Genomic DNA, 16,569 nt, shown 5'->3' on the forward strand with positions numbered 1-16,569 from the left:
CTGATTTGGAGACGTTTACTCCTGTTTTCAATCGTGCAGCGTATTTCGGTGAAACCAGGCTGATTCAAACCGCAGCAGACTTATTTGATGCGCGAGCACGGCCTGAGTCAGAGCGAACGTGCGGGTGTGGGAGCGCAGTCGGTCGTGTCGGAAATCCTGAGCGGCAAGCGTCAGCTCAACCTGCGGCAGGTCCGCTGGCTGGCTGAACGCTTCGGGGTGTCGATCGAAACGTTTATCTGACAACCATCACGAAGAGCAACTGATCTCCAGATGCTTGCCCCACTCCGGTGGTCGCTCGGCATAACCCTCCATCCCCGGCTGCTCCTCAAACGGTTTGCTCAACACCGCATGCAGCCGACGCACCTCCGAATAATCCCCCTGCTCAGCCGCATCGATGGCTTTTTGCGCCAGATAATTGCGCAGGATGTACAGCGGATTGACCGCATGCATCCGCGCTCGGCGCTGTTCCTGATCAGCATCACCATCGCGGGCAACCCGGGCAACGTAGCGTTCGCCCCAGGCATCAAAACCCTTGATGTCGACGAAGTCGTCACGCAAACGGGCGACGGATTTTTCTGCTGATTCCTCTCCGAGTCGGCGGAAAAACAGCGTGTAGTCGACGCCGCTGTTCTGCATCAGTTGCAGCAAGTCTTCCAGCAGTTTCTGGTCATCTTCTTCTGCGGTGGTGAAACCGAAGCGCCGGCGCATCAGGTCGAGGTAATGCGCTTGGAACAGTGGCAAGTACAAACCCAGCGTTTCGCGCAGCGCTTCAACACTGATGAACGGTGTCAGCGCCTGGGCCAGCGCGCTGAGGTTCCACTGACCAATCGGCACCTGATTGCTGAACGAGTAGCGGCCCTGATCATCCGAATGGTTACAGATGAAGTTGGCGTCGAAGTCGTCGAGGAAGGCGAATGGGCCGAAGTCGAAGGTGATGCCGAGGATCGACATGTTGTCGGTGTTCATCACGCCGTGGCAGAAGCCGTAGGCCTGCCACTTGGCGATCAGCTCGGCATTGCGCTCGACGATCTCGCGGAACATCGCCAGATACGGTTCCGGCTGCTCCAGGCATTCCGGGAAGTGCATCGCCAGCACGTGCTCGCCGAGTGCTTTCTGCTGCTCGGGGCGCTTGGTGTAGTAGAAATATTCGAAGTGGCCGAAACGGATGTGGCTCGGCGCCAGGCGCAGCACCATCGCCGCGCGTTCCTGTTTTTCGCGCCAGACCGGGGTGTCGGAGCCGATCACGCAGGCGGCGCGCGAGGAGGGAATGTTCAGTCCGTACAAAGCTTCGGAGGCGAGGAACTCACGGATCGACGAACGCAGCACTGCACGGCCATCGCCCATGCGCGAAAACGGCGTCTGCCCGGCGCCTTTGAGATGCAGGTCCCAATGCTCGCCAGCCGCGTTGTACACCTCGCCCAGCAGCAAACCGCGGCCATCGCCCAGTTGCGGTGTATAGCCGCCGAACTGATGCCCGGAATAGACCATCGCCCGTGGCTCGGCATCGGCCCACAGTTTGTGGCCACCGAACAGTTCGGCGAATTCCCGGGTTTCGGCGGTTGCCGGGTCGAGATCGAGCAAAGCCATGGCCGCCGGGCTTGCCACTACCAGACGCGGGTTGTCGATCGGCTCGGGCAGCACGTGAGCGGAGAACGCATCGCCGAGGCGGGCGAAGCGATTATCGAAGGTCAGTTCGTCGAGGGCTTTCACCGGCCATCTCCAGCAGAATGTCCGAGCATTCTGCTAGGGATAGGCGGGTTAGTCGAGCTTGGCGGCAGGCGGTTCTTGCGGCGGTTTGCCATCGACCAGCGGCACAATGGTTTTGGCTTCCGGTTCAATCGGCACCATCTTGTATTCCTGGCCGTGCAGGTTCTTCAAGTAAACCTCCATCTGGCGGAAGGAGATATTGATGTGCTGCTTCTTGAACTCACGGTTGATGAAGCGGTTGACCTCGTCGATCACCGGGTTGCGGTCACCGAGGTCGCGCACGTGCATGCGCAATTCATGGTCGAGGGTGCTTTCACCGAAGTTGAGGAAGTACACGTGCGGCTCGGGTTCCTTGAGCACGCGCGGGTTCTCGCGGGCGGCCTTGAGCAGCAGCTCTTTGACCAGATCGAGATCCGAACCGTAGTCGACCCCCAGTTTCAGCGTCACGCGGGTAATGGTGTCGGTCAGCGACCAGTTGATCAGTTGTCCGGTAATGAACGTCTTGTTCGGGACAATGATGTCCTTGCGGTCGAAGTCGGTGATGGTCGTCGCGCGGATGCGGATCTTGCTCACCGTGCCCGAGAGGTTGCCGATGGTGATGGTGTCGCCGATGCGTACCGGGCGCTCGAAGAGAATCATGATGCCGGAGATGAAGTTGGCGAAGATCTCCTGCATACCGAAACCAAGGCCGACCGACAGTGCCGCCACCAGCCATTGCAACTTGTCCCAACTGACGCCGAGGGTCGACAGGGTCGAGACGAAACCGACACCGGCGATCACATAGGACAGCAACGTCGTGGTCGCATAGGCACTGCCTTGCGCCAGATTGAGCTTGGACAGCACAAACACTTCAAGCAGGCCCGGCAAGTTGCGTGCGAGGGCGAAGGTGATGCCGATGATGATCAGCGCGCCGAGCATGTCGCCAATGCTGATCGGCACCATGCTCATGTTGGCGCCGGTGCCGCTGGTGTATTCGTAGAGGGTGATGTTGTCGAGGTAGGAGAACACTGAAATCAGATCCGACCAGACCCAGTACAGCGCGGCGATGAAACCGCCGAGCAAGGCCAGACGGATCAGGCGCAGAGACTGTTCATTGACCTTTTCGATGTCCAGGGTTGGCTCTTCGATTACCGCCTCGCCATCGCCGGCCTCTTTTGCTGCCTGACGTTTGGCCAGGGCGCGTTGATAGGCCAGGCGCCGTGCCGCGACCGCGAGACCGCGGACGAAAGTGGCTTCGATCACCAGCCAGAACATCAGCAGGTAGAGGGTGTTGATCAGGCGGTCGCTGAGTTTCAGTGCCGTGTAGTAGTAGCCGAAGCACACCGCGACGAACAGCGCGATGGGCAGCGCGGTAAACAGGATGCCCACGGCCTTGCGGAACAGCGAGGCGTTCTGGTGAGTCGGGCTGCTGATCAGCAGGCGGCTGAGCAACCAGGCCATCAGCGCATAACAGGTCAGCACCACCGGCATGCCCAATACGTCGTCGGCCAATGCCGCCGGTTGCAATTCAGCCACTGCGACCACGGCCACCAGCGCCAAAACCACCAGCCCCAGTCGACGCACCCAGCCCTGGAGGAATTCGACCTGGGGTTTTTCCCAGCGGAAGTGCAGTTCTGCCACGCCACCCGGCGCCAGAATCCGGTAGGCGGTGTAGAACACCAGCCACGCCTGCCCCATTTGCAGCAGTGCCGCGCCCATGTTGGCGTTCTGCCCTCGGGCGTCGATTTGCAAGGCCAGACCACACAGCGCCAGACCCAGCGCCACCGGCATCGCCAGCAGAATGTTGATCAGGATCGCCTGCGGCGTGTGCCACTGGCTGTCACGCTTGAAGTGACCGATGTCCTGGTGAACCTTGTTGAGTTTCCCGTAGAGACTTTTGCGCCGCCACAGCAGTGCACCGATCAGCAGTGCCAGTGGCAGGAACAGCAGCGGTCGCTGGATCAGGCCGTCGGTCAGTTCGCTCAGGCTCGAGGCCCACGGCAGGGTGTCGACCTGACGCTTGAGGCGCTCCGGCACACCGCGCATCCATTCGAAGTCCAGCGGCTTGTTGCTGGGAATCCAGAACATCTGCTCATCGAGGGTCGCGCGCAGACTTTGCGCAGTGCTCAGCAACTGCTTCTGATTGAGTTGCAGGGTGATCGATTCGTTGAGTACCGCGCTTAGCTCGCGGTTCAGCCGCTCGAGCAAGTCAGCGCGGGTATTGGCCAGATCCAGCAGGCTTTTGCGCAGTTGCGGGGTGACTTGTTCCGGCGGCTGTGTGGCGAGCAGGTTATCGACGTAGGTCGAAGGATTGCTGAGCAATTCACGCTGCTGGCTGACTTCGAACTGATACAGACGAATGTCGGCGATCTGGTCCGCCAGGTCGCGGTCGACCTTGAGGCGCGGCAGGGCTTGTTTCTGTTTGTAGAGAATCTTCGACAGCAGCAGGCTGCCCTTGAGCACGTTGATCTGCTCGTCCAGAGCGGAATCGCTCTGGGTGACGCTGTCGAGTTGCTGTTTGGTCTGCAGGTTCTGTTGGGTGACGATGTTGAGACGGTCGGTGGTTTTGAGCAGGTAGTCGGACAGCTTCAAGTTGATCGAGCTTTCCGTGGCCAGCAAACTGCTGCCCCCGGCTTTTTGTGCCTCGATGGACTGTTGCGTCACCGTCTCCTGGGACTGTGCCAGGCGCTTCTGGTTGATCAGGTTCTGCAGCTCCTGGATTTCCTGATCCAGGCGATCCGATTTCTCGGTAAGCAAGTCATGCTGGCTGTTACCCAGGTCCTGCAACTGGCTGTTGCCCGCCAATTCCTGGCGACGCAGGGGGATCAGCGCGTTGAGTGCCGCAAGTTCGGCGTTGAGCTGGTCGCGCTGTTCGCCGCTCAGGGTTTTACCCGCGTCCTTGCCGGCCTTGAGGATGTTGTTGATCTGCTGGATGCGGGTCTGGCTGGCGGAAATCTCCGCCTGGGCGCGCTCGGGGCGCGTCTGCGCGGTGATGATCAGGCTGTTGGCGTCGGCCAGGGCCTTTTGCAGATCACTTTGCTGAGTGGAGCGATCGGTGAGGATTTGCTCCAGTTGCTGGATTGATTCCCTGGGGAAACGCTGCGCCACCGGCACCACGCTGCTGGCCTTGAGGCGCGTCAGCTCGCGGGCGTTTTCAATCGTCTGCTTGGGTGCCGTGGCCAGTTGCTGCTTGAGGTCGACCAGCTTCTGCTCGTAATCATTCTTGTTGTTGAGCTGGTTGAGCGTGTTCTGCAGAACGGTTTGCAGGGTCTTTTTATCAGCGTCCGGCAGTTTGCTGTCGGCGAGTTTGTCCAGACTGGCCTGCACGGCTTCGCTGGACGGTGGTTCGGCGGCGTAAAGCGGGCCGACAGTAAGACTCAGGCCCAGCAGGGCCGCAGCAAAAAAGGAGCGCAGGGTAGGCATAGAGACCGGTCGAGCAAGTGAGAGTGGACGCAGTTTAGAGGAAGAGTCCGGGGCCCGGGCGACTTCCTTCGGGGAATCTGACGCCGACTTTGCCGATCTTGTTCCCGTCCATGACCGCGACCGTCCAGTGGGTGTTGTTCCACTCGACCTGGTCACCAACGATCGGTGCACCACCGACCTTGTGGGCGATAAAGGCGCCCAGCGTCGTGTCCGGATCGATGCCCTCGGTCGGCAAGCCATAAAGCGCCGCAACCGCTTTAAGCTGGGCGTCTCCTTCGAGTACGAAGTCGCCGAAGAAACGCAGATCGAGGCCGCGTTGCGGTGCCTGGCTGAAGAGTTTTCCGAGGGCCGACAAGTTGTGTTCATGGCCGATAACACACAGCAAATCATCGACTTCCAATACCGTACTACCCGACGGATGGAGCAATTGTTGGCCACGAAACAGCGCGGCGATGCGTGTGCCTTCGGGCATTTTCAGCTCGCGCAGGGGTGAACCGATGCACCATTTCTCTGCGCCGAGCTTGTAAACGAACAGCTCCCACTCACTGGTGATGTGCACTTCCAGCGCGGATCGGGAGATCGGCGCGGGCTCCGGCGGCACCGTCACCTTCAACAGTTTGGCGACCCACGGCAGGCTTGTGCCCTGCACCAGCAGCGACACCAACACAATGAAGAAGGCGAGGTTGAAGTACAGCTGCGCATTCGGCAGCCCGGCCATCAGCGGGAACACCGCGAGAATGATCGGTACCGCACCACGCAGACCCACCCAGGAGATGAAGGCTTTTTCACGGCCGTGGAACGCCTTGAATGGCAGCAAACCGACGATTACCGACAACGGCCGCGCGAACAGAATCATCCACAGCGCCAGACCGAGGGCGGGCAGGGCGATTGGCAGCAAATCGTGCGGCGTGACCAGCAGCCCCAACACCAGGAACATGCCGATCTGCGCCAGCCAGGCCATGCCGTCGAGCATGTGCAGAATGCCGTGGCGGCTGCGCACCGGACGGTTGCCGATCACCAGACCGCACAGGTACACCGCGAGGAAGCCACTGCCATGCAGGGCGTTGGTCAGGGCAAACACCAGCAGACCGCCGGCGATCACCAGAATCGGATAGAGACCGGCAGCGAGATTGATCCGGTTGACCAACTGCAGCATCAGCCAGCCGCCGCCGAGACCGATCACGCCACCGATACCGAATTCGCGGATCAGGTGCGTCAGCAGGCTCCAGTGCAGTCCGGTCTGGCCGCTGGCGAGCATGTCGATCAGGGTCACGGTGAGAAACACCGCCATCGGGTCGTTACTGCCGGATTCGATTTCCAGGCTGGCGGTGACCCGTTCGTTGAGGCCTTTGCCGCCCAGCAGCGAGAACACCGCAGCGGCGTCTGTCGAACCGACGATGGCGCCGATCAGCAGGCCCTGAATCATGTTGAGGTCGAACAGCCACGCGGCCGCCATGCCGGTCAGCCCGGTGGTGATCAACACGCCGACCGTGGCCAGCGACAACGCTGGCCATAACGCCACGCGGAAACTCGACACCCGTGTGCGCAAACCACCGTCGAGGAGGATCACCGCAAGTGCGAGGTTGCCGACCAGATAGGCCGTTGGGTAGTTATCGAAAATGATCCCGCCGCCATCAACCCCGGCGGCCATGCCGACGGCAAGGATAATGACCAGAATCGGAATGCCGAGACGGGAGGAAAGTGAACTGACAAGAATGCTCGCACCTACCAGCAACGCGCCGATCAAGAACAGGCTGTTGATGGTCGTCGCATTCAAAGGCAGTACTCCAGGGACGTAAAGACGGGCACAAACTGACCATGCAGTCTGCGTGCCAGCGATTCTAACCTGTTGAAATGTGATGCTGTCAAAAAGGTTTTGCGGATCAATGCCCAACAGCTGAATCCGCCTTGGCGTGTTAAAGGTGGAAGCGTCCCACCATTCCATTCAGATCCAGCGCCAGGCGCGACAGCTCATTACTCGCTGCACTGGTCTGATTCGCCCCTGTCGCCGATTGCACCGACAGATCCCGGATGTTCACCAGGTTGCGATCCACTTCCCGCGCCACCTGCGCCTGTTCTTCCGCCGCGCTGGCGATCACCAGGTTGCGCTCGTTGATCTCTACGATCGCCGTGTTGATGGTGTCCAGCGACAGTCCGGCTCCGCGGGCAATGTTCAGGGTCGATTCGGCACGCTCGGTGCTGTTGCGCATCGAATTCACCGCATGCTCGGTACCGCTCTGAATGCTGCCGATCATCCGCTCGATTTCGCTGGTCGACTGCTGAGTGCGATGCGCCAATGCGCGAACTTCATCCGCCACCACCGCAAAACCGCGACCGGCCTCACCGGCGCGCGCCGCTTCAATCGCCGCGTTCAGCGCCAGCAGATTGGTTTGATCAGCCAGCCCACGAATCACATCCAGGACTTTGCCGATATCCCTGGACTCGTTGGCCAGGTCGCCGATCAGGCTTGCGGTGCTCTGCACGTCGGCGCTCATGCGTTCAATGGCGCTGACGGTTTCCTGAACCAGGTCGCGGCCGTCGCCGGCAGAGGTGGTGGCGTTTTTCGACGCTTCGGAGGTGCTGACCGCGTTGCGTGCAACTTCTTCAACGGCGCTGGTCATTTCGTTCACCGCAGTGGCGGCCTGTTCGATTTCGTTGTTCTGCTGGGTCAGGCCGCGGGCGCTTTCATCGGTGACGCTGTTGAGCTCTTCAGCGGCGGAGGCCAGTTGAGTCGCCGAACCGGAAATTCGCTGCAACGTGTCGCGCAGTTTTTCCTGCATCTTCGACATGGCCAGCAACAGGCGGCCGGCTTCATCTTCGCCATCGACGGTGATCGGGCGAGTCAGGTTGCCCTCGGCGATGGCTTCGGCAGCCTCCAGGGCATTGGCGATCGGCTTGGTAATGCTGTTGGTCAACAACCAGGCGAACAGCAGCGTCAGGCCTGAGGCCAGGACCAGCAGCCCGACAACCAGGTTGAATGCTGAGGAATACTGCTCGGCAGCTTCGTGGCTCGTTTCAGCGATCTGCTGGGTATTGATCTCCAGCAACCTGGCGAGTGCCGTGTTGACCGCCTCGGAATTGGCCAGCAATTCGGTGTTGAGCATTTTGCGCAGGTCTTCGACCTGATTGTTGCGCGACAGGCTCTTCATCTGCTCCTCAAGCTGACGGTATTGCCCCAGCAGTTGCAGGTACTGGTCGTAGGCTGCCCGCTCGACCGGCCCGTCGATCAGCGGTTCATAGACTTTCTGCGCCGCGCGGATCTGCTGATGACGCAGCTCGAACAGCTCATAGGTTTTCTGCTGCACGTCGGGTTCGCGGTTGGTCAGCAAGCGGTAGGACAGGACCCGCAGGCGCAGCGTCAATTGCGTGAACTCGTCGAGGCTTTTCACGCTAGGCACGCTGGCGGAGGCGATGTCTTCGCCCGCCGCGCGGATCTTGCTCATCTGGTTCAAGGCAAACACCCCCAGAACCAGCATCAAACCGCCAATCAGGGCAAAACCGAGGAAGGCCCGCGGAGCGATATTCATATTACGAAGAGACATGGTGTGTACCGGAAAAGGCGCATCCATGCGGCGCTGAGACTGTCGTATGGAGGGCTTATCGGTCATCAGACTGAAGTCTTGAGTGCCTGTGCGTATTTGTCGCATCCACAGCACACTTCCTGTAGGAGCTCGCTCGCGATGGTCGTGAACGATGACGCGAGCATCGAGGGATATGCGGTGGTCTTTCGTTCGTTGCGAGCAAGCTCGTGCCTGCAACAAGGGTTATCGACGAAGTGCAGGAACCAGATCCGCCAATCACAGTCTTTAAAGCTCGCGAGAAGGGTCGCCCGCCAGGAAAATCAAGGCCTTGCGCCTGAATAACCCTGGCATCCGTGGTGACTTTTCTTTATCGTACGCGCCCTTTGAAAAACGCTTGGAAGATCAAAATGTTGGAAGCATCCCTCAGCCAATTGGAACAGCTCGTCAGCGACCTGGTGCAACAGAACCAGACCCTGGCACACACCAACCAGACCCTGACCACGGAACTGGCCCAGGCCAAGGATGAAAACGAAAGCCTGCAACTGAACCTGATGGAACAGGAAGAAAAGCACGGCGCCACCGCCGCGCGCATTCAGGCCCTGGTTGATCGCGTCAACGCCGGTCCTGTCAGCGCATGAACCACGGCACAGCAGGGGTAAAAGTCATCTCCATTCTTGGGGAGGACTATTCGATCAAGGCACCGGCCGGGGAGGAGCAAACCCTGCTGGACGCCGCCATGATGTTGAAGGCTGCACTGGCTGACACGAAGAAGAGGTACCCGACGCTGATCGGTGACCGGCTGCTCGTGCTGGCGGCGATGAACCTGTGCTCTCAGCAGATCGAGATGCGCAAGCAGCACCAGGAAGAACTCGACCGTTACCAAGAGCAAGTCAGCGCCACGGTCGACACCATCGCCAAGACCATCAATCAGGGCTGATGGGTTTGCGCACAACCAAAGAATAGATTGTTGATTGAGTTGTATACAATCGGCACGGCTGTTGCATCGTTTCGGCCACTTATTCTTTGGGGGTGCTCCATGCAGTTGTGGCGACGCAGTATTCAATGGCAGCTGATCCTCAGCATGGGCACCGCCCTGCTGGTCAGCATCCTGATCGTGGTTGGCATTTATACCCTGGTGGTCAACCGCCTCGCCCAGAGCTATCTGGTCGAGCAAGCATTGCCGTCGAGCATCGAAGCGACGCGCAACGACATCGAACGCATCCTCGTGCAACCGCTAACGGCGGCCAAAGACATTGCCAGCAACACCATGGTTCGCGACTGGCTCGCGTCGGGTGAAGACAGCGGCAAAACAGCAGCCTTTGCGCAATATCTGGAAGGCATCCGCGCCGAACACAAAGCTTTTACGGCGTTGATCATCGGCACCGAATCCAATCATTACATCACCGAAAAAGGCCTGGATCGCACGCTCAGTCGCGCCAAACCTGCCGATGCCTGGTTCTACTCTTTCCTCGACAGTCAGCAGCCGCGCACCCTCAATATCGACAACGATGGCGCGACCGGCGAGTTGGCGCTGTTCATTGACTTGAAGGTCGAGCAGGCTGGCAAAGTGGTCGGCGTTGCCGGACTCGGCTTGAGCATGAAAGAGCTGTCCGAGCTGATCCACAACTTCAGTTTCGGCGAGCGCGGCAAGGTCTATCTCGTGCGTTCCGATGGTTTGATCCAGGTGCATCCCGAGGCGCAGTTCAGCGGTAAACGCACCCTTACAGAGCAGATCGGTGCCTCGGCCGCGCAGGCCGTCATGGGTCAAAAAATTGCCGTAAGCAGCAGTTTCCAAAGAGCGGGAGAGGATTTCCTCGCCTTCAGCCTGCCCTTGCGTGATCTGGGCTGGACCCTGGTGGCCGAAGTGCCGCAGTCGCAGATCTATGCCGAAGCCCGCAAAGCGATGTGGATGAGCGGCGGCATCGGTCTGGCCGTGGCGCTGGTGTGCCTGGCGTTGGTGGTCTGGCTGGCGCAGGGTTTGGTGCGGCCGATTCGTCAGGTAACAGCCGCGCTGGTAGCAATCGGTAGCGGTGGGGGAGATTTGACCCATCGGTTAGATTCCAGTCGCGCTGATGAACTGGGCGATCTGGCGCGGGGCTTCAATCGCTTCCTCGATAGCCAGCGGGGGATGATTGCCGAAGTGCTGACCACCAGCGAGCGTTTGCGCACGGCTGTCGGGCAAGTGGCCAAGGTTGTCGATAACACTGCCGAGCGCTCCGGCCGTCAGCAGGAAATGACCGACATGGTTGCCACAGCCGTTCATGAAATGGGCCTGACCGTGCAGGAAATCGCGCAGAACGCCGGCAACGCGGCGCTCGCCTCGCAAACCGCGCGGGATGAGGCCATGCAGGCGCGGGAAGTGGTTGGTGGTTCGATTCGGCACATTGAAAGCATGTCCGATGAGATTGGCTTGGCAGCGGGCGCGGTGGGTGAGCTGGCGCATCAGGTAGGGTCTATCGATCAGGTGTTGGCGGTGATTCGCGGGGTGTCCGAACAGACGAATTTGCTGGCTTTGAACGCAGCTATCGAAGCCGCGCGTGCCGGAGATATGGGGCGTGGTTTTGCAGTTGTTGCTGATGAAGTCCGAACGTTGGCACGGCGGACTCAGGCGTCCACTGACGAGATTCAGCAGATGATCGGCAGCCTCAAGCAGGGAGCGGAAAACGCCGTGTCATCGATGCGCACGGGGCAGGCGGCGACGGGCACCGGGGTTGAGTCGAGCCAACGCACCGGGGCGTCGTTGACGGCGATTACCGGGCAGGTCGAGCGCATCAGCGACATGAACCATCAGGTGGCGACAGCGACGGAAGAACAGTCGGCGGTGACTGAAGAGATCAACCGCAACGTGCAGGGCATTTCCGATCTGGCGCGGGCGACGGCGGGGGAGGTTCGGGCGTGTCGTGAGGATTGTCAGATGTTGCAGCGACTAGCGGATGATCTGGCGCGGCAGATGGGTGGGTTCAAGCTGAGCTAAGTGTTCAATCAGAAAAGCCCCTCACCCTAGCCCTCTCCCAGAGGGAGAGGGGACTGAATGTGGGATGCTTGAGAAATACACCGACCTGAAAGTACTGTACTGAATCCATAGTCGACGCGGTTTTTCAGGTCGATGTATAGCGTCTGACACCTCGGTCGGCCCCCTCTCCCAGAGGGAGAGGGCTGGGGTGAGGGTAGGTTTTCAGAACCACGCATCCTGCATCGCCAGACACGTATCATCCCGCGCCTCCAGCAACGCCAGCTCATGATGGCAGCCCGGCACTTCCCACGTCAGAAAATAGCGCGCCGCCTGCAACTTGCCTTTATAGAAGTCGACGTCCGCCGCTTTGCCCTTGGCCAACCCTTCCTCCGCACGAATCGCCTGCTCCAGCCAGCGCCAGCCAATCACCGTGTGCCCGAACACTTTCAGGTACAACGCCGAATTCGCCAGGCTGCTGTTGACCTTGCCCTGTGCCAGATCGGTCAGCAAGCCAAGGGTCACCGTTTGCAGGCGAGCTACCAGTTTCTCCAGTGGCTCACGCAATGCGGTCAGCGATTCGTACGCGGTTGCGCGCTCTGCGGTGTTGGCGATCAGACGAATCAATTGCTTCAGTCCCGCGCCACCGTTCTGCGCCAGTTTGCGCCCGAGCAAGTCCAGTGACTGAATGCCGTGAGTGCCCTCGTGGATCGGGTTCAGCCGGTTGTCGCGGTAATACTGCTCAACCGGGTATTCGCGGGTGTAACCGTGGCCGCCAAGAATCTGGATCGCCAGTTCGTTGGCCTTGAGGCAAAACTCAGACGGCCAGGATTTGACGATGGGCGTCAGCAAATCCAGCAACTCATGCGCCTGTTTGCGCTCGGCTTCGGTCTCAAGCGTCGTGGTGTCATCGAACAGTCGCGCCGCATACAGCCCGAGGTCAAACGCCCCTTCGACGTAGGATTTTTGCGTCAGCAGCATGCGTCTTACGTCGGCGTGCTGAATGATCGCCACCGGCGCGGTGCTTGGGTCTTTGCTGTCCGGCACTCGACCTTGCGGACGCTCGCGGGCGTATTCCAGCGAGTACAGATAACCGGCGTAACCGAGCATGACTGCGCCCATGCCCACGCCGATCCGCGCCTCGTTCATCATCTGGAACATGTAGCTCAAACCGTGATGCGCCTTGCCCACCAGATAGCCGACGCATTCACCGTTATCGCCGAAGTTCAGCGCTGTGGAAGTGGTGCCGCGCCAACCCATCTTGTGGAACAGTCCGGCGAGCAGTACGTCATTGCGTTGGCCGAGGCTGCCGTCATCGTTGACCAGAAACTTCGGCACGATGAACAGAGAAATGCCCTTCACCCCCGGCGGCGCGTCCGGCAGTTTGGCCAGGACCATGTGCACGATGTTTTCCGAGAGCGGGTGATCGCCGCCGGAAATGAAGATCTTGTTGCCCTTGAGCCGATACGTGCCGTCGGACGCCGGCTCGGCGCGCGTACGAATATCCGACAGCGATGAACCGGCGTGCGGTTCGGTCAATGCCATGGTGCCGAAGAAACGGCCGTCGATCATCGGCTGCAGAAAACGCCGCTTTTGCTCGTCGGTGCCGAAGCTTTCGATCAGGTTGGCTGCGCCCATGGTCAGGAACGGGTAAGAGGTGGACGCCGCGTTTGCCGACTGGAAGTGTGCGAAGCAGGCCTGGGACAACAGCGTGGGCAATTGCATGCCACCGGCTTCGAAACTGCGCGCGGCATTGAGGAAACCGGCTTCGAGGAAGGCATCGACTGCCGGTTTTACTTCGGGGATCAGAATCGCTTTGCCATCTTCATAGCGCGGCTCGTTCTCGTCGCCCTTGCGGTTGTGCGGCGCGAAGTACTTTTCGGCGATGTTGCGCGCAGTGCCGATGGCGGCATCGAAGGTCTCGCGGTTGTGCTCGGCAAAGCGCTCGCGCCGGGTCAGGCCCTCGGCATCAAGGACTTCATACAGCTCGAAAGCCAGATTGCGGGAACTGAGCAGCGTCTCGGACATGGCGGCTTACCTTTTTTTGGATTGGGCCGAGTCTAGGCGTGGGGAGGGCGGGGTGAACAGGAAGATTGATTCTGGTGATGGACAAGCAAAAGATCGCAGCCTTCGGCAGCTCCTGCATGAGAATGCATTTCCCTGTAGGAGCTGCCGAAGGCTGCGATCTTTTGATCTTGCTTCCAAACACCAGGCACCCCCAAAGGGTGCCCGGCTTATCGGTTAACCGATCGTCATCAGGCTGGCGTTACCACCTGCCGCGGCGGTGTTGACGCTCAACGCCCGCTCGATCACCAGACGCTCCAGGGCAATGCTGGTTTCGCCCTGGGACAACCCATGAACGCCAACAATCGCGCCTGCACGCTTGGCCACCTGCTGGCAGACCGCACGCAGCTGGTCGGAATGGCCGTGATGCAGAACCGCATCAAACACCACTTCGTCCTTGCTCCAGTCGGAAACCAGCTTGATGCGAGCCTGTACGTCCTTCGGCAGGCGTGCGAACACGGCCCTCGTCAATTCGGCTTCCGGCCACACGGCCGAACCACCGACTGCCAGCACGGCCGCCAGTTGAGTCAGCAGGTCGCCTTCGACTTCCGCCAGGCACAGTACGTGTTCGCGCGGCAGGATGGCGTAGCTGTTGCGCTCGCCGGTCGGGCCCGCCAGAACACGGGTAATACCGCTCTGCGATTGCGTCGCGAACTGCACGCACAAGGTTGTCAGGTCGGCGAACTTGTTGCTGTCGGCCCAGGCTTTCAGGGCTGTCAGCGGCTTGCTCATGGCGTCACGCAGGCGAACGTCCGGTGCTGCGAGAGCATCGCCCCGAGCAAAGGATTGTTCGATCGCGTCGGTAGGACGAGTCGACAGTAGGCGGTACAGGTACAGCGGACCACCGGCTTTCGGGCCAGTGCCCGACAAGCCTTCGCCGCCGAATGGCTGCACGCCGACCACAGCACCAACGATGTTGCGGTTAACGTAGACGTTACCGGCGTTGACGTTGTCGATCACCTTGGCGATGGTCTCGTCGATGCGGGTGTGCACGCCGAGGGTCAGGCCGTAACCGGAAGCGTTGATCTGGCCGATCAGTTGATCGATTTCTTTACGCTTGTAGCGGACCACGTGCAGCACCGGACCGAAGATCTCGCGTTGCAGTTCGTCGAAGCTTTCCAGTTCGATCAGGGTCGGCATGACGAAGGTGCCGCGTTTGACTTCTTCGGTGTCGGCAATCGCCACCTGGTACACGTTGCGACCTTTGTCGCGCATGCCCTGGATGTGCTTGTCGATGCCAGCCTTGGCTTCGGCGTCGATCACCGGGCCAATGTCCACGGACAGACGCTCAGGGTTGCCGAGACGGCTTTCAGCCATGGCACCTTTGAGCATTTCGATGACGCGATCAGCGGAATCTTCCTGCAAGCACAGTACGCGCAGTGCCGAGCAACGCTGACCAGCGCTGTCGAAGGCCGAGGACACCACGTCGATCACCACTTGTTCGGTGAGTGCCGAGGAGTCGACGATCATCGCGTTCTGGCCACCGGTTTCGGCGATCAGCGGAATCGGGCGGCCCTGGCTGTCGAGACGGCCAGCGATGTTGCGTTGCAGCAGACGCGCAACTTCGGTGGAACCGGTGAACATCACGCCTTTGACGCGCTCATCACCAACCAGACCGGCACCGACGGTTTCACCGCGCCCCGGCAGTAGTTGCAGCACGCCTTCCGGAATCCCGGCTTCGAGCAGCAAACGCACGGCTTGTGCGGCAACCAGCGGAGTTTGCTCTGCAGGTTTGGCCAAAACCGGGTTACCGGCAGCCAGTGCCGCAGCGACTTGGCCGCTGAAGATTGCCAGCGGGAAGTTCCACGGGCTGATGCACACCACCGGACCCAGTGGGCGGTGGGCGTCGTTGCTGAAATCGTTGCGTGCCTGCACCGCGTAATAACGCAGGAAGTCGACGGCTTCGCGGACTTCGGCGATGGCGTTGGCGAAGGTCTTGCCGGCTTCGCGAGCCAGCAGGCCCATCAACGGCTGGATCTCGCCTTCCATCAAATCAGCGGCGCGTTCCAGAATCGCGGCGCGTTCGGCCGGCGGGGTGGCCTGCCAGATCGGTGCAGCGTTGAGGGCGCATTGAATGGCGTTGTCGACGTCTTCAACCGTGGCTTCTTGAACGTGGCCGACCACATCACGGTGGTCTGCCGGGTTCAGCACAGGTGCAGGTGTTTCGGTGCTGGAAGCGCAACCGAGCATCGGCGCGGCTTTCCAGTCGTTGTGAGCGGTGGCGAGCAATGCGCAGGACAACGAGGCCAGACGATGTTCGTTGGCCATGTCGATGCCGCTGGAGTTGGCGCGTTCAGAACCGTACAAGTCACGCGGCAGCGGAATGCGCGGGTGCGGCAGGCCGAAACCACCTTCCACGGTCGCCATCTGCTCGATCTGCGCTACCGGATCGGCCACCAATTCCTGAATCGAAATCGACTGGTCGGCGATACGGTTGACGAACGAAGTGTTCGCGCCGTTTTCCAGCAGGCGACGCACGAGGTACGCCAGCAGGGTTTCGTGGGTGCCGACCGGCGCGTACACGCGGCACGGACGATTCAGCTTGCCTTCGGAAACTTTGCCTACAACCTGCTCGTACAAAGGTTCGCCCATGCCGTGCAGGCACTGGAATTCGTACTGGCCGGGGTAATAGTTCTGACCGGCAATGTGGTAAATGGCCGACAGCGTATGGGCGTTATGCGTGGCGAACTGCGGGTAGATGACTTCCGGCACCGACAGCAGTTTGCGTGCGCAGGCGATGTAGGAAACGTCGGTGTACACCTTGCGGGTGTAGACCGGATAGCCTTCCAGGCCCTCGACCTGAGCGCGCTTGATTTCGCTGTCCCAGTACGCGCCTTTCACCAGACGAATCATCAGGCGATGACGGCTGCGGCGAGCCAGGTCGATCACGTAGTCGATCACGTATGGGCAACGCTTCTGGTAAGC

9 protein-coding genes and 2 pseudogenes are annotated in these 16,569 nt (G+C 60.3%); 4 read left to right on the plus strand and 7 right to left on the minus strand.

Annotated features, from left to right (window positions below; translation table 11 throughout):
- Positions 1-81: 81 nt before the first annotated feature.
- Positions 82-240: pseudogene (locus JFT80_RS22880) on the plus strand (type II toxin-antitoxin system HigA family antitoxin); the annotation flags it as partial.
- A 6-nt stretch (positions 241-246) separates the two neighbouring features.
- Here JFT80_RS22880 and selO read toward each other — a convergent pair.
- The 5 genes and pseudogenes from selO to JFT80_RS25690 form a co-directional block, all read right to left on the minus strand.
- Positions 247-1,710: a protein adenylyltransferase SelO gene (selO, locus tag JFT80_RS22885; protein WP_201149618.1), complete on the minus strand. Its 1,464-nt coding sequence runs from the start codon at positions 1,708-1,710 to the stop codon at positions 247-249.
- Between the two features lie 48 nt (positions 1,711-1,758).
- Positions 1,759-5,109, minus strand: a complete 3,351-nt coding sequence (gene mscK, locus JFT80_RS22890) for a mechanosensitive channel MscK (protein ID WP_201149620.1) — start codon at positions 5,107-5,109, stop codon at positions 1,759-1,761.
- Positions 5,110-5,143: 34 nt separating this feature from the next.
- Positions 5,144-6,886 (minus strand): potassium/proton antiporter, encoded by a 1,743-nt coding sequence (locus JFT80_RS22895; protein WP_201149622.1) that lies wholly within the window; start codon positions 6,884-6,886, stop codon positions 5,144-5,146.
- Positions 6,887-7,025: 139 nt separating this feature from the next.
- Positions 7,026-7,898, minus strand: coding sequence for a methyl-accepting chemotaxis protein (locus JFT80_RS25685; RefSeq protein WP_374091446.1), 873 nt, complete (start codon positions 7,896-7,898; stop codon positions 7,026-7,028).
- Positions 7,881-8,756, minus strand: a pseudogene (locus tag JFT80_RS25690) (MCP four helix bundle domain-containing protein); the annotation flags it as partial. The gene JFT80_RS25685 and the pseudogene JFT80_RS25690, both read right to left, overlap by 18 nt.
- Positions 8,757-9,037: 281 nt before the next feature.
- On the opposite strand from JFT80_RS25690, the gene JFT80_RS22905 reads away from it, so the two are divergent.
- From JFT80_RS22905 to JFT80_RS22915, 3 genes are all read left to right on the plus strand, one after another.
- Positions 9,038-9,268, plus strand: a complete 231-nt coding sequence (locus JFT80_RS22905) for a hypothetical protein (protein WP_201149626.1) — start codon at positions 9,038-9,040, stop codon at positions 9,266-9,268.
- Entirely contained in the window at positions 9,265-9,567 is a 303-nt protein-coding gene (locus tag JFT80_RS22910) for a cell division protein ZapA (RefSeq protein ID WP_201149628.1), read from the plus strand. The genes JFT80_RS22905 and JFT80_RS22910 overlap by 4 nt, the downstream gene beginning before the upstream one ends.
- 99 nt (positions 9,568-9,666) lie before the next feature.
- Positions 9,667-11,604: a methyl-accepting chemotaxis protein gene (locus JFT80_RS22915; RefSeq protein WP_201149630.1), complete on the plus strand. Its 1,938-nt coding sequence runs from the start codon at positions 9,667-9,669 to the stop codon at positions 11,602-11,604.
- A gap of 201 nt (positions 11,605-11,805) precedes the next feature.
- Here JFT80_RS22915 and JFT80_RS22920 read toward each other — a convergent pair whose 3' ends face one another.
- Both JFT80_RS22920 and putA read right to left on the minus strand, forming a co-directional pair.
- Positions 11,806-13,608, minus strand: a complete 1,803-nt coding sequence (locus tag JFT80_RS22920; protein ID WP_201149631.1) for an acyl-CoA dehydrogenase — start codon at positions 13,606-13,608, stop codon at positions 11,806-11,808.
- Positions 13,609-13,821: 213 nt separating this feature from the next.
- Positions 13,822-16,569: bifunctional proline dehydrogenase/L-glutamate gamma-semialdehyde dehydrogenase PutA (putA, locus tag JFT80_RS22925; RefSeq protein WP_201149633.1), on the minus strand; the 2,748-nt coding region annotated here is incomplete at its 5' end.

This window comes from Pseudomonas sp. TH10, from assembly GCF_016651255.1.
In the GTDB taxonomy this organism is placed as follows: Bacteria; Pseudomonadota; Gammaproteobacteria; order Pseudomonadales; family Pseudomonadaceae; genus Aquipseudomonas.